The organism is Hyphomonas sp. TMED31 (assembly GCF_002172815.1).
Taxonomy (GTDB): domain Bacteria; phylum Pseudomonadota; class Alphaproteobacteria; order Caulobacterales; family Hyphomonadaceae; genus Hyphomonas; species Hyphomonas atlantica.
On the sequence record NZ_NHCK01000077.1, the window covers coordinates 1 to 13,459 of the forward strand.

A 13,459-nucleotide genomic window follows, 5' to 3' on the forward strand; every position below is an offset into this window, starting at 1 on the left:
TATTCATCCATACCAATACTGTTCCTATTTATACGTTCCAACAGTTGATTTATGTTGGCAGCATTGTACTTCGTTAGGTTTCCCATTTGATAGCTCCTTTAGTAAGCGAGTTTGTGTTTTGTGGTCCCCGAAGGCAACCGTAGATATTTATAACATAGATACAAAAAAACGGGGTGTTGAACCCCGTATATATCAAATTTTAACAACTCCTGCATCAGGATCTTTATCGAGGATTTGAGAGGGACGAACACCGAACTCAAAAGGAGTCCAGTCAGGATCGTGCTTAAGAAGCACGGCACACTCTTTTACAGCATTCCAAAGAGTTTCAAACTCTTCTTTCTGATCAGAGATCAGTTTTTCAGGATCAGTAATCTTCTTACCAGAAGGAAGATACATGTTAATACGAGAACGCCTGCCTTCTGCAACGTCTTTCAATACGTGACAGAAATTGCGAGGACCATAAGTGCCATTGGGTTGAGCACAAACAAGTCTTCCAACAAGACCATCAGAATCAGTTTTACCATCTGCTTTGTAACCTTGATCAAGAAGATACGCTTCTGCTTCATCAGAATTGAAAGAAACGAGGGTAGTGCTTGCATATGCATTGTCAATAACAGACTTTGCCATTGCAGCAACTTCTTTTTGGGTAAAAGTGTGAGAAATTGAATTAATCCAAGTTTTTACTTCCTCCTTAGAGACAACACGATCTTGACGTGCAACCCATGCACTGGCGCGGGTCTTGAAATCATCCTTGGTTGCAGATTTACACTTTGCATGGTCATTTGCACCCAAACCAATCTCATCACGGAGATCTTCAAGGGTATAACCATCATTCATTTCATAGACATCAAATGCCCACGAAACCTGACCACGACGTTTCAGAGCACGAATACGAGTAAAACCATCAATAAGATAGTAAGTATCTGCAATTTTTACAACAATAGGAGGAAGTTGATCGTAACGAATGCCCTTTTCAAATTCACCGAAAAGATCATCAGTGTTCTTGTTGTCAGTACCACCGGAACGTGCGGTGTTTTTTACAGTTTTTCCGCCAATATCAATCTTGGCAATCTCTTCAATAAAACTGTAAGAATACTTAGCAGAACGAAACTTCCTCCTTTTTTCAGAACTGGGAAGCAGGGAAATATCGGGCACTTCGCAAATGCCGATGGGGGAATGGGACATAGTGAACATGATGAACTCCTAAAAAGGTTATGGAGGTTCAAGTCGTAGCGAATCGCTTGACTGAACTGAATACAGTATAACCCAAAGGGATGAGGTTGGCAAGGGGTCTGACCCTTTGTTACAAGACTGTAACAAAAGCGATTCTAGATAAATAACTTAAAATTTAAAGATAATATGAAGTCATTCAAACAGTTTCAAGAAGAAATAAATGCTACTAGAAAAGGTAGAGCTCTAGGAAACATGGGCACCCCAGATAGACCACAAGCAACAAAAGCAATGTCCTCAGGTGGGTCTGGTCAAAGAGGTGGAATGACCATGACCCCAGTAACTGGGTTAGGTAGAAATTTTAAGAGAGATAAAGATAAAATAAAAAAAGAATACGATGCTCAAGTCAAAAAAGATAGAAAGTCAGCTGCTTTAGACAGAATTAAAAAAAAGATGTAATGTCTTTTTTCTCTCCAATACCTCTAACAGATTTTTCTACTCTGTCTGATGTAATTTTAAAATATTTTTTATCTAACTCAACTCCAATAAATTTTCTCCTTGTTTTTTTTGCGGCTATAGCAACTGCACCACTTCCCATGCAAGGATCCAAAACAATATCTTCGGGTTTTGAACTTGCCTGAATCAATCTTTCCATAAGTTTGATTGGTTTAGGTGTAGGATGGCCTTTATATTTTTCTGTAGGTTCTCTCCATACAGCAGACTTACACCGTTCTTTAATGTCAAAATATACACCTTTCTTCCTAGCAAACACACAGTTCTCAATGCTTGATAACCACATATGCTGTCCATTCATCGGAGAAGGATTAGTTTTCTCCCAGATACAATGACGAACAGATAAATCGTGATCAATCAAACGATTCCGAATATGTGATATTTGAACAGATCCACAGAAGATATAAATGCTACCAGAAGTTACACGAACAACTTCATCAATAAAATCATCCAGAGGGAATGTAATAATATCCGCTTTGCTCTTGTCTAAGTTACGAAGACCAGCACTCTTACGATTGACTTCATCATAAGGAATATCTGTCAATGTAAGATGAATACTCCCATCACCAAGTGACGGGAATACATTCATACAATCATCGTTATATAGTTTTACATCACTCATAGTTAAAAATAATTGTGCTTGGACATACTTTAATTAGGCGTTCCCAACTAATAGGAACACTAATCGTGGTATAACGGCCGTTCTTGGCATGCTTACGATTCCTATCAGAAAAACGACGCCTTTCAAATCCCTCTTTAAGTTCTTTGCGCACCACAAGTGCTGCTTTGTTCATACCAGGAATGATATACAGTATAGCATCATTTACTTTATGTTTGCAAACTGCCCAACCAGGGACAGGAATTTTGCTAGAGTAGTGTCCAAAGTCCTGACTGACAATCTCTGCTAGAAAGTCATCATAAACAGCAGAGGTGTGAAAGAAACGAATTTTCCAATCAAGGGTAAAGTTTTCTTTTTTGATCTTCCTGGTTTCACTATTTACGATATTAAATGAACAATCAATGCCGGATTTGTTTTTCGCAATCGTAGCATCATCATCTCCATAGTATTCTGTCAATGTATCATAGTCAATGGAATACCCCCATTTTTCATCAAAAATACTGTTCAATTGATGGATAACAGGAAAATGCTTACCACTCTCAATGAAAGTTTTTTCATCGTGCGCAGACTTGTGAAAATTATGAAGCGGGTGGTTTTTCAAATAAGGGCGACGAACTTTGTAGGAACCAGTCATGGGGGGCATGATTTTGTATACACTAATTATAACAAAAAAAGACCCCCCTGTCAAGGAAGGTCTTCGGGTTTCCGACATTCGTAGAGTCTGCACGAAAGACTCAGAGTTATTTATTCACTTTCTTCCTGTTGCTTTCCTTTCTTGCCAATATTATACTTCTGCTCCAATACCCAATCCGACTTATCTTTATAGGCCAAGACTTTGATCTGATTCAGAGGAGCAATATCAGCAATCGATTCTTCACTAGCAACACCAATCAATCCCCAATCAGAAAGAAGTTTTGTGATGCGATTACGTCTCTGAACATCATTCACTGTAAGATTTGCATGTTTGCCATCAAGAGCAAACAATTCCTTAAAGTGAACAATAAAGTATCTTCCCTGCTTATGAAGGATATGACAAGACTGATAGAGTTTCTTCTCCTTTCTTGATGCTACTCCGATACGTGTAAGTGTCTCACGGACTTTCAGAAAGTCGTCTGGTTCATTCAAAAACACTTCTACCATTTGGTCCTGTGACCACTCAACTGTGGGCTCAGTCATCGTTTTCCTCCAATTTCAAGTCGCTGTTTAATAAAACTAATTTGTTCTGTGGTAAGAATTTTTAGAGCCTGCGATGCCTTCTCATTACTATAACCATAGTATTGTTTGACACATTCCAGATCCGTGACTTTATCCTTACGGAGCCAAGGAGAGAATCTCTTTTTTTTCCTCAAACTATTTAGAAAAAAAGAATATTGCATATCTTTATCTAAAGAATGATGAAGATTCATCTCATTAGCAAACATAACACAATCAAGATTGCCAGATAAACAGCGATTAATAATATATGGAGGATATTCTCTTATATGTTCTGATAGATCTTCTTTAGTGAAGTTAATTGAGTTGAGCCAATCCTTTAATTCCATCAGTGAAACTCCCTCATATATCTTTCTAAGCCCATCCCAAGTTTCTTTGCTTGCAGTTGGTAATACTTCTGACAAATTTCAGACTCTTCTTTAGTCCATCCATTTGGGTTTTTCCACCCAATCAAAATAATTATACGTCCAGTTTTTGGACATTTTCTAGTTGTATGTTGAATTAATTTGGGTCCCATAATCATCGTATAATTTGAATGTCATCATCATCTGTCCAGAGTTCTACNTTGGTNCTGAACCGACNNTCTGCCTTNAGTTTTTCATATCTTTTGGNTGCNTTCTTCTTCCACCACTTGATNATATTATCAAGTTCATGCTTCTCCCANTTNTGACCACGAAGAAGTTCTTTCTGCTCNCCAAGAANNACTTCACGAACATTTGAATATCCATACTCGCAGAAGTANGTTCTNTTCTTTTGAGTNANAGANANNGCNGTNTTGATNACAGNNTNNAANTTNTCTANTTCNTCAGNAANNCCATNCTNTTTNANAGANTTNCGAGTGATAGAAATCATCTTTGTNTGGCGCTTCATNTTTTTNGANGATGCTTTNTTGTCAGTCAATGGCTNATTTTNATTCAAGATAGTGAAGCGATCATGAAGTTTATGAAAAGCATCGTCATGAAGTAATGGAAGGAACTTNCTTTCAGTTAGACCCTTATATCGCATGAATGGTTTGAGNCCATCGTACTGTGAGGCATCCGTAGTAGACCCGTAGAGAGACGTNGTTTCAAAGAGAGCAATGCTCTTCCTCTTATCATCATCGTCTTCATTAGAAAAGGCTTNNTTCAGCNTCTTCACGGGCGAAGTGAGAGCAGCACAGGAGTGCAAGCAGTTTGCCACCAAGATAGTTGTATCCGAATGGTTGAGACGGAACAATTACAAATCCCATAGCTGCATGACGATTGAAGATGGAAAGATCCGGCGCTTGTCCAAGCCATAAATTTCTTGGTTTAGAGTTGATAGTTGGAGAACCAAAACGAATAAATCCAAGAACCTTATTAGTATTCTTCTCGTAAACCATCCAGCGCAATTCCCTCCCAGGAATATTAGACTCATTATTATGAGAAGATACTGCTCTCAAAAGATTAACATAATGTTCTTGAGGAATAGATTGAGGAAATCTATTCCCAATAAACTTAATGTTAAACTCCATATCTTCTGGATGAATATCTTCATTAAAGAACTCATCATGCAGTGGAGCAAGAGAACTAGTAGAGTTAATCACTTCCTTTTTAACGAAGCGCAAATAGTCCTCAATATTTCCCATCTGAGAGAAATATTTTATAAACTCTTCGGCAGACCACCTAGCATCACTCTCAGGAATTATCATCAATCATTTTTCACCTCAACTTGAATAGGGGATTTCATAATATCTACAATATTCATATAAGCCCAAGCAGTAAATACTTGAGGAACAATGAATGCGATCATTGCTATGATCCAGAACCAATAATAATAGTTCTCTTTGTTTTGAGTTCTTTTTACTAAATCAGGGTGACGAGCATAAAGAGGTCCCTGATAATCTTTTTTATTTGATTGATCAATCATTTGTTTAACTCAACGAAGTTCAAAAACTCTTGTTCAACATTGTCTATTGTAGTGTTGCCTTGACTAATCCAGTTATGACAAAACTCATACAAGTAACGGGCTTCACTAAGTTTAAAGTGATGCTTTAGTTTTAAGAATACTTCCCGACGAAGTTTCATTCTTTCATAACTATATCTCCAGTCCAAATCTGTCATTTGAATTCACACTCCACCATAATTTCAGTTAGACAAGCAAGCATATTTATTTCTTGATCTGCCACAAATGCTATCTGGTATTGGTACTTAGCAATAACAAGAACGGCAGCAGGAATAGAATTAGGGGCCAAGGATCCATATAGAGCATCGTAAATGCGACGCAGAAGTATAGAAGCATCATTGTCAAGATTATTGACAACCCACTTGCGTACTTCTTTAAAGTCTTTCTCTTTAAGATGTTTGATAAGATCATTTACTTTTACATCAGAAAATTGTGCAAGAATTCCAGCATCAATTTTACCCGAAGAGGAGTAACGCTGACACTCATTAAGAACACGTCTCCAATCGGGAAAGTGTTTATTGATTAGTTCTATAAGAACTTTCGGATCAGATTCGACACCCTCTGTCTCAAGTATAGCCCCGAGACGGTTGAAGAATTGTGAGGCAAGTTTTGGTCTATCTTTTGAGTTGGTTGAAAAGTCGATGCAGGCACATCGACTGTGGAGAGGTTCAATGATTTTATTTTTGAAGTTGCAAGTAAAGATGAACCTGCAGTTGCCAGAAAACTCCTCTGTAAACGCCCTAAGTAGGAGTTGTACATCATTGGTTGTATTATCAGCCTCATCGATGATGATGACTTTGTGTCGAGCAGTTGACGAAAGTGATACGGTCGAAGCGAAATTTTTTGCAGTATTTCTGACCGTATCAAGGAAGCGTCCTTCATCGGATCCATTAATGACATAAACATCTACTCCTAGTTCATTACAAAGTGCCTTAGCTACTGTAGTCTTACCACATCCGGCAGGACCAGAAAGAAGGAGATTAGGAACTTCTCCTTTAGATAAAAAACCCTGAAAAGTTTTTTTAATATTTTCAGGGAGAATACAATCTTCAATTGTCTGAGGGCGGTGTTTTTCCACCCAAAGAAATTCATTACGCATAATAAATTAATTAATAATCAAGAAAAATTGGAGTCGGGTTCCAGAGCAATATAATACGTCAAATCGTGATTTTTTGACTTGAATCTAGATAGGAGTTTTTTAGATACAACGACCTCATAAGTTCCTGGAAGAACTTTGATATTTTCTACTTTGAAATGAAATTCAAATTCATCTGTGGTCTCACCAACAACAATAGCAAAGTCATTAGACGTATCATTTTTCTTATCCTTGACAAGCAATTTAATCACACCACCTTCACCAACAGCAGAAATATCTGGAAGTTGATAAACAGCAGCTGCTTTTAAAAGTTTATCCAGTTGTTCGGTGCTTAGCTCAAAACAAATGTCTTCGCTGGGAAGAGTAATATCTTTGTCCGGAGGAGTGACAATCACATTAGGATCAGCAAAGAAATACTTAGAGCGCATTTTACCTTCACTGATAACCACATACCCATCATTCTTAAAATCAAGTTCAGGATTCNGATGAAGACTCAGACCATTTAAAAACTGGTTGAGATCATAAACACCAAAGTCTTTCGAAAATTCTTCAGATACTGTTGCTTCTGCAAGGATGTTCTTCATCACACTGATAGTGCGTAATTTATTACCCTCCTTGAAAAGGATAGATTGATTAATGGAAGAAAAATTCTTGAGTAAAGAAATGGTTTTATCAGAGAGTTTCATAGTGTTGCGAAGTTTCATTATCAATAAGGAAAATCAGATTTGATAACCTTGTAGTGGCCATCAAAATATAAAAGTAGCATAGCATAATGAATGACTTTCAACAAGTCTTTTTTATTTTTACCGTCCTTATCTCCATATCTTGTCCCATACTTTATTATATTTGATTGACAAAATCCGGAAGAAAGTCCTTTAGTTGCCAACAAATCAATTGTCTGAATATCTACGTTCCCGTTCGCCTTTCCTGTGTAGTGACTACGATATGTACCCGCTACATAATCTTTAATATCATTCAAAATAATATCCTCATGATATCTCCATCGGCCGTTATTGTTATCAAAAGTTTCATAACTTTTTGGAAACTTTAAATTAAATGTATTGTCATCTTTAAATGTATTGTTGCCTTTAAATGCAATTCTATCCTCATCAGAGGCACCTACTACATTTTCATAATCTTTAAATGTAATTCTATCCTCACCAGAGGCACCTACTACATTTTCATAATCTTTCAATAAAAATTCATAGTTGTCTTCACCCAAACTTTCACTCATTTTAGATTCTCCATAAAGTTCATCATGTAAAAAACTCCAAGCGTTTGTCATAATTATATCAAGATACGTTGCGATCGTCAACAGCATCTTCTTCAGGCATCTCAAAATCTGCATCAACTTTGTCATATAACTCTAGAAAAGCTTGCTTGGTTTCATCGTCAAAGCGATTCACACAAACTTGAATTGCTTTTGCCTTATCACCGAAAATATTATATGCCTTAACAATATGAACCAAACGACGAGTGCTGATAATCTCTTCGATACCACCATCATAAAAGGTCTTTCTAATAATATCAGCCCAATCAACTAAACGAGAAACAAAATTATCATCATCACAAATCTTAGCAAGAATCTTTGCTTCATTAGAAGGGGTGGGATATTCCTGCTCGAAGGTCACAGGAAAACGCTCCAGAAATGCTTCATTGAGAACATTGGTGCCGATGAAACGACCATCTTCAGATCCTTTACCCTTCGTGTTAGCAGTGGCCAAGATTTGAAACCCTTCGGCAGGAACAACAAACCTACCAATCTTCTTAAGAAATACTCCCTTACCTTCCAAGATAGACTGCAGACAAAGAATCTTATTAGATGCNAAGTCAATCTCATCCAAAAGTAGAACAGCACCTCGCTGGAGTGCCTCAACGACAGGACCATTATGCCATACGGTCTCACCATTGACTAGGCGGAAACCACCAATTAGATCATCTTCATCAGTTTCAATAGTAATGTTTACGCGGATTAGTTCGCGACCAAGTTGAGCACACGCTTGCTCAATCGAGAACGTTTTACCATTACCAGAAAGACCCGTAATGAACGTCGGATAAAATAGACCGGACTTAATAATTTTTTTAATATCATTGAAATGACCAAACTGGACGAAAGTATCATCTTTTTGAGGGATAAGGTTTTGTTTCACAGCAGGAAGAACTGCAGGAGTACTATAAGATACTTCNAAATCATCCACTGTTTCCTTTGTTACTTCAAGATTCCACTTACCACGGCCGACTTTATACTCTTCAAGTTTCTTGGACACTGTAGCATAAGTTGTTCCATTCATGGCGCACCATGCGCGAAGGTCGCCAGAGGTGACAGACTCACCATAGAGGTTTTGGAGTGAAGTGCGAATGTAATCGGCAGAGAGTGCCATTTCCTTTGTTTGAACTGTGGCCATTATAAATTAAAAAATTNGTCGTTTAAGTCCCAATGGACGGTTAATCAATTGTCTGCTCTTGATAGTAACGCTCGGAAATAATCTTGGCAGTATAATCAGGATAGTACTTATTTACCATAGAAGTTACTCCCATGGATGTAATAGAACTTCTTACAACTATGAGGACCTCCTTTGTATCTTCTAAGACAATATGCTTAAAAGGGAGTTTATGCTTTCTACTCATACTACCAGAGAAATAAATTCGCCGAGAACTTTTTTATTTAGTTTTTTAGTTCTCAAACTTTTAACAAATGCATTCTTGATCTGAGATTTGGTTGCGTCTTCACTCACTTCGAAATTAGTATTTTGCGANAGAGCTGTTGAGGAAAGACCAAAGTACGCATCATATCCAGCGTTTTTAATACAAAAACTCTTATTCTTCTTCCATCCTGCATATACTTTTTCATATTCATCAATCTCAGTATACTTTTTGATGAAAGAATTAGCATCGCGAGGATTGAGAACTCGAATGCCAATGAAATTAACATCAGGAAACTTATCCTTCAAGTTTTGAAGGAGGCTATCGGTAAACTTGTTCCATTCGTAATGGACCTTATATGTGCGACCAAGTTTGCGATCACGAATAAAAAATGTATCAGGATTAAGACGACGTGTTCCAATATAAGGATCAGTCTCCCAAGAACGATCAACCATAACATGATGAGCAAGATGATTTGCTTCACCATCAGTCAAAATGATAGTCTGAACCTTCTGCAGTTTATTTTCTTTCTGAAACTTAGGAAGAATCTGGTGAAGAGCCACAATAGATTCATTCAGAGGAGTTCCAGACAATCCAAGTTGTTCCGGAATACTATATTGTCCAGAAGATGAATAGTAACTAACAACTCGCCAAATATTAAGCATTTGTCTCTCAAGTTCATTAGAAGAAACCTTATTGGTAAGAATGTTCATCATAGAGAAATCATTATCTACAGCAAGAAGACCTTCTTTCTTTTCATAATGAGGTCTAATATCTGCAGGAATGTACTTATTATTATCATAATCGTACACAGGTCTCTTCCATTCATTAGTGAAGCAATATACATCAAAAGGAATAGAAACTTTTTTACAGAACCAAATTAAACTATAGAGTTGTTTGATTGTATCTTCNAGAACATGACTCATAGACCCAGACCAGTCAAGAATAAAGATTAGGCCGTGATTCTTACCATCAGCAAGAGTCGTAACCTTACGAAATAGATCTTCATTATGTTTGTAAGTATGAAGTTTAGAGCAGTCAAGAACACCAGTACGAGATGTCGTAGCGCGAGCGTAAGATTCTGCTGCTTTTTTACATTCAAACTCTTTCACCAAATAGTTTACTTCTTTATTTGCAGACTTCTTAAACTTTAGATAGTTATCATCTACACTCTCAAATAGATTTATAGAAGAATAATTATTTTCCCTAGACCAATCTTCAGATTTTTTCTGACTCCGAATAAATGTTTTATCAATTAATTTATGAATATCTTCATTGCTAGCAATTACCGTGTCAAGATCCAATTTAGGAAGTTCTACATAAGTATTTCTGGTCGAATTGCTGTTGATAAGATCTTTTAATTTACTCTCCAAACTATCCGCAGTCTTAACTTCCGGTTCACCATCAACACTTTCGATAGGATCGTCTTTAGAAGAATTTTCTTGAGGCTTGTGTTGTTGCTCCGCAGTTCCGCCATAAGATTCTCCATCTTCAGGTTCTACAGATTGATTGCTATCAGAATCATCAGAACTACCAGTAGACCCACCACCTTGAGACTGTTGAGGTATATCAATAACTTTTTCCTTATCATTTTCTTGATGGCCCTTACAGTATTGATACAACTTCTTGGAGATATCACAAACTTCTTCAAACGTTTCGCAATCAATTATCATCTTAATGATATTATTCTCCTGATCATTATGAAAAGGAATATCGACATGGTTTCCAATTTTAAAGAATAAATTAACACGATCAGCCAAATTCATTGCAGAAATATCTTGACCCTCCAACTCAAAGAAATCCTGGTCAGAAAGTTCTGAGTACCCCTTATAAAAAGTCTTGGCAAGGCCAAGATACTTGCGCTTCATCAATTTCTCAATACGAGCATCCTCCACAATATTGATGAACTGGTGCGGTATGCCCTCTGGAGGGTCTTCATCGGGCGTAAACAAGGCATGACCAACCTCATGACCCACGAGCATATCGTAGACGGTGCTGGAAGCGCGGTCCCACAAGGGCAAAGTCAAAACACGATTGTGAACATCAAACTGTGCGGTATCCACATGACGGTGCTCTACCACCAGATCTTCTGTGGCCAATAGTTTGGCTAATTGCGACTTGATTTCGTGAGAGATTGCCATGAACCTTGTTTCTTATGTGGCCATAATACTAAACCCCCGCTTTCGCGAGGGTCCCTCAGTGACACTTTTTAAATTGGACTATTTCTACCTCTGTTCCTCCAATAAGTGCTTACATATTTTTTTGCATGTATGTTGATTGTCGTCACATTCAATTAAGCAGTTGTAGTAGTCATTTAGCATATCAGATTCTTCCATAGTATTATCTAAAGTTTTTGTTAATCGATGTACGCTTTGCTGCCATCCCGCCAATTGATTATATGAAATTAAATTGTGCATAATACGCCTCCATTATACCATGTAACATAACGAGGGTTCAAATCATTTTTTATCTCCAATTCTTCTATTATTTAGTTANCGTTTGCTAACTTAATGAAGTTTGGTTTAAATTTTACATTTTTTTAAAAAACTAAAACTTACTTTATCCATCAATTTATTTTTTTACACTAAATCCTTTTTCTTTTTCAAATTTTATCACATCTTGAAATTTATCGTGTAGAGATTCTTTATGTGATATGACAAATATATTAGCATCTTTAACAACATAACTAATAATCTTTAAAAACTCTTCTGTCCCGAATCCATCTAGTGAGCTGTCAAACACCTCGTCCATAATCAAAAGATTAGTGTTGACGGAGTTTTTCATTCTTGCCACTTCTCTCCAAGTGAATAGAAGTGCTAGGTCAATACGCATCTTCTCTCCCTCGCTGAAAGAAGCATATGAAAAATTATCATGTATTGGGGACTGAACGGTTTCGTTGAACTCTTCATCAAGAGAGAAGTTAATGTAGAAATCCATCATCTGCAGATAACGATTAACTTGCTGATTTATCAGTGGTAGATACTTCTTGATAATTTTAGCCTTGACTCCACCATCTTTNAATAAACTATACGAGAAATCGTAATAATTAATCGTGTCCTTGAGTTTGGTTAATTCGTCGTATGTAGTTTTTAGAGTATCTTTGAAGGTTGTTAACTTTTCATGCTCAGTATTTCTGTTTGCAAGTTGATCGGCAATTCTTTGAATTTCCGATTCCAGATCTCTGATTTGTCGTTGACAACTAGAGATGAGAGTATTGTTTTTAGAAATGCCATGCGTTAAGGAAGTAATCTCCTCCGAAATAGTGGTAAAGTGACGCTCTCGCTCCTCTTCCTCTTTAATTGCCCCTTCCAGTTCTTTATAACCAGATTGCAACTCTTTTGCTTTAGATTGAGCGTCGTTAATTCTATTTATCCTAAAGCTCTCCTCAATATCCTGATTGCAGGTAGGGCAGACCGTATTTTCTGTGAAAAATTTATGCTCTTTAGTAATCGTTGATACTTTGTTAGAAATCTTGCCTCTGAGATCCCCAAGTTTACGAAGTTTTTTAGATGCACCAGAAAAATTTTCTATCTTTTTTTGGAGATCATCCAGTTCTCTATTCTTCTCTTCATTAGATCCCATCAAATTATTCTCTTCCACAAGAAGTTTGCCAATTTTTTCTTCCTTATCTACAACATTTNTTTTAGCACGATTTTCTAATTCGTCAATGAAATTCTCCTGCATTTTAACTTTCTCCTGAAGAGAATCTTTCTTCAAATCATAAACTCGAATACTATCTTTCAATTCACGAATTTTTTCTTTCAAAACATTATTCATAGAAGAGAAAATGCGTATATCAAGAAGATCTTCAATAACCTCCCTACGATCCTTTGCAGATAATTGCATAAAGGGAACAAAGGTGCTGCTACCAAGAATAACAATCTGAGTGAAAGCTTTATAGTTCATCTTGATTACATTCTGCTCCAACCACTTTTGCTGGTCAGCGNCAGCTGCTGATTGATCTAACTTATTACCATCTCTCCAAATCTCAAAAATATTTGGTTTCATTCCACGAACGATTTTCCATTTTGTTGGGCCAATAGAAAACTCAACCTCCACAACACAGTCTTTCTCATTAACTGAATTAAGAAGTTGTGGTTTATTAATCTTACGAAATGGTTTACCAAATAAAGAAAAAGTAAGAGCATCGAGAATAGTACTTTTACCAGCACCATTCTGACCGATAATCAAATTTGTTTGATAACTGGTGATAGTTATTTCTGTAAAGTGATTGCCGGTCGATAAAAAATTCTTCCAGCGAATCGTTTCAAAGATCAACATAA

Annotated in this window: 15 protein-coding genes; 1 reads left to right on the top strand and 14 read right to left on the bottom strand. The window is 36.9% G+C overall.

Annotation, left to right across the window (positions count from 1 at the left end; genetic code table 11):
- Positions 1 to 192: 192 nt before the first annotated feature.
- Positions 193 to 1,185, bottom strand: a complete 993-nt coding sequence (locus tag CBB91_RS11480) for a hypothetical protein (RefSeq protein WP_345906812.1) — start codon at positions 1,183 to 1,185, stop codon at positions 193 to 195.
- Positions 1,186 to 1,359: 174 nt separating this feature from the next.
- On the opposite strand from CBB91_RS11480, the gene CBB91_RS11485 reads away from it, so the two are divergent.
- Positions 1,360 to 1,629 (top strand): hypothetical protein, encoded by a 270-nt coding sequence (locus tag CBB91_RS11485; protein WP_345906813.1) that lies wholly within the window; start codon positions 1,360 to 1,362, stop codon positions 1,627 to 1,629.
- On the opposite strand, the gene CBB91_RS11490 is transcribed toward CBB91_RS11485, so the two are convergent.
- The 13 genes from CBB91_RS11490 to CBB91_RS11550 all read right to left on the bottom strand — a co-directional run bounded on the left by CBB91_RS11490 (position 1,613) and on the right by CBB91_RS11550 (position 13,457).
- Entirely contained in the window at positions 1,613 to 2,305 is a 693-nt protein-coding gene (locus CBB91_RS11490) for a site-specific DNA-methyltransferase (RefSeq protein ID WP_345906814.1), read from the bottom strand. The two genes, CBB91_RS11485 and CBB91_RS11490, sit on opposite strands and share 17 nt — an antisense overlap.
- Positions 2,298 to 2,936: a hypothetical protein gene (locus CBB91_RS11495; RefSeq protein ID WP_345906815.1), complete on the bottom strand. Its 639-nt coding sequence runs from the start codon at positions 2,934 to 2,936 to the stop codon at positions 2,298 to 2,300. The genes CBB91_RS11490 and CBB91_RS11495 overlap by 8 nt, the downstream gene beginning before the upstream one ends.
- Positions 2,937 to 3,046: 110 nt before the next feature.
- Entirely contained in the window at positions 3,047 to 3,478 is a 432-nt protein-coding gene (gene regA / locus CBB91_RS11500) for a translational repressor RegA (RefSeq protein ID WP_345906816.1), read from the bottom strand.
- Positions 3,475 to 3,843, bottom strand: coding sequence for a DNA polymerase clamp loader subunit A (locus tag CBB91_RS11505; protein ID WP_345906859.1), 369 nt, complete (start codon positions 3,841 to 3,843; stop codon positions 3,475 to 3,477). Before CBB91_RS11505 ends, regA begins: the two co-directional genes overlap by 4 nt.
- A 779-nt stretch (positions 3,844 to 4,622) precedes the next feature.
- Complete coding sequence (locus tag CBB91_RS11510) at positions 4,623 to 5,183, bottom strand: Druantia anti-phage system protein DruA (RefSeq protein WP_345906817.1); 561 nt, start codon at positions 5,181 to 5,183, stop codon at positions 4,623 to 4,625.
- On the bottom strand, positions 5,183 to 5,401 hold the full coding sequence (locus CBB91_RS11515) for a hypothetical protein (protein ID WP_345906818.1): 219 nt from the start codon (positions 5,399 to 5,401) through the stop codon (positions 5,183 to 5,185). Before CBB91_RS11515 ends, CBB91_RS11510 begins: the two co-directional genes overlap by 1 nt.
- The gene (locus CBB91_RS11520) at positions 5,398 to 5,595 is read right to left on the bottom strand and encodes a hypothetical protein (RefSeq protein ID WP_345906819.1); all 198 of its coding nucleotides are present in this window, start codon (positions 5,593 to 5,595) and stop codon (positions 5,398 to 5,400) included. The genes CBB91_RS11515 and CBB91_RS11520 overlap by 4 nt, the downstream gene beginning before the upstream one ends.
- Positions 5,592 to 6,536 carry an AAA family ATPase gene (locus tag CBB91_RS11525; protein WP_345906820.1) on the bottom strand — a complete coding sequence of 315 codons (945 nt, stop codon included), beginning with the start codon at positions 6,534 to 6,536 and terminating at the stop codon, positions 5,592 to 5,594. The genes CBB91_RS11520 and CBB91_RS11525 overlap by 4 nt, the downstream gene beginning before the upstream one ends.
- Before the next feature lie 17 nt (positions 6,537 to 6,553).
- Positions 6,554 to 7,219 carry a DNA polymerase gene (locus tag CBB91_RS11530; RefSeq protein WP_345906821.1) on the bottom strand — a complete coding sequence of 222 codons (666 nt, stop codon included), beginning with the start codon at positions 7,217 to 7,219 and terminating at the stop codon, positions 6,554 to 6,556.
- 20 nt (positions 7,220 to 7,239) lie between these two features.
- Positions 7,240 to 7,818 carry a DUF3310 domain-containing protein gene (locus CBB91_RS11535; RefSeq protein WP_345906822.1) on the bottom strand — a complete coding sequence of 193 codons (579 nt, stop codon included), beginning with the start codon at positions 7,816 to 7,818 and terminating at the stop codon, positions 7,240 to 7,242.
- A gap of 7 nt (positions 7,819 to 7,825) precedes the next feature.
- Complete coding sequence (locus CBB91_RS11540; RefSeq protein WP_345906823.1) at positions 7,826 to 8,914, bottom strand: MoxR family ATPase; 1,089 nt, start codon at positions 8,912 to 8,914, stop codon at positions 7,826 to 7,828.
- A gap of 243 nt (positions 8,915 to 9,157) precedes the next feature.
- Positions 9,158 to 11,317, bottom strand: a complete 2,160-nt coding sequence (locus CBB91_RS11545) for a peptidase (RefSeq protein ID WP_345906824.1) — start codon at positions 11,315 to 11,317, stop codon at positions 9,158 to 9,160.
- A 430-nt stretch (positions 11,318 to 11,747) separates the two neighbouring features.
- Positions 11,748 to 13,457 (bottom strand): AAA family ATPase, encoded by a 1,710-nt coding sequence (locus CBB91_RS11550; protein ID WP_345906825.1) that lies wholly within the window; start codon positions 13,455 to 13,457, stop codon positions 11,748 to 11,750.
- Positions 13,458 to 13,459: the final 2 nt, after the last annotated feature.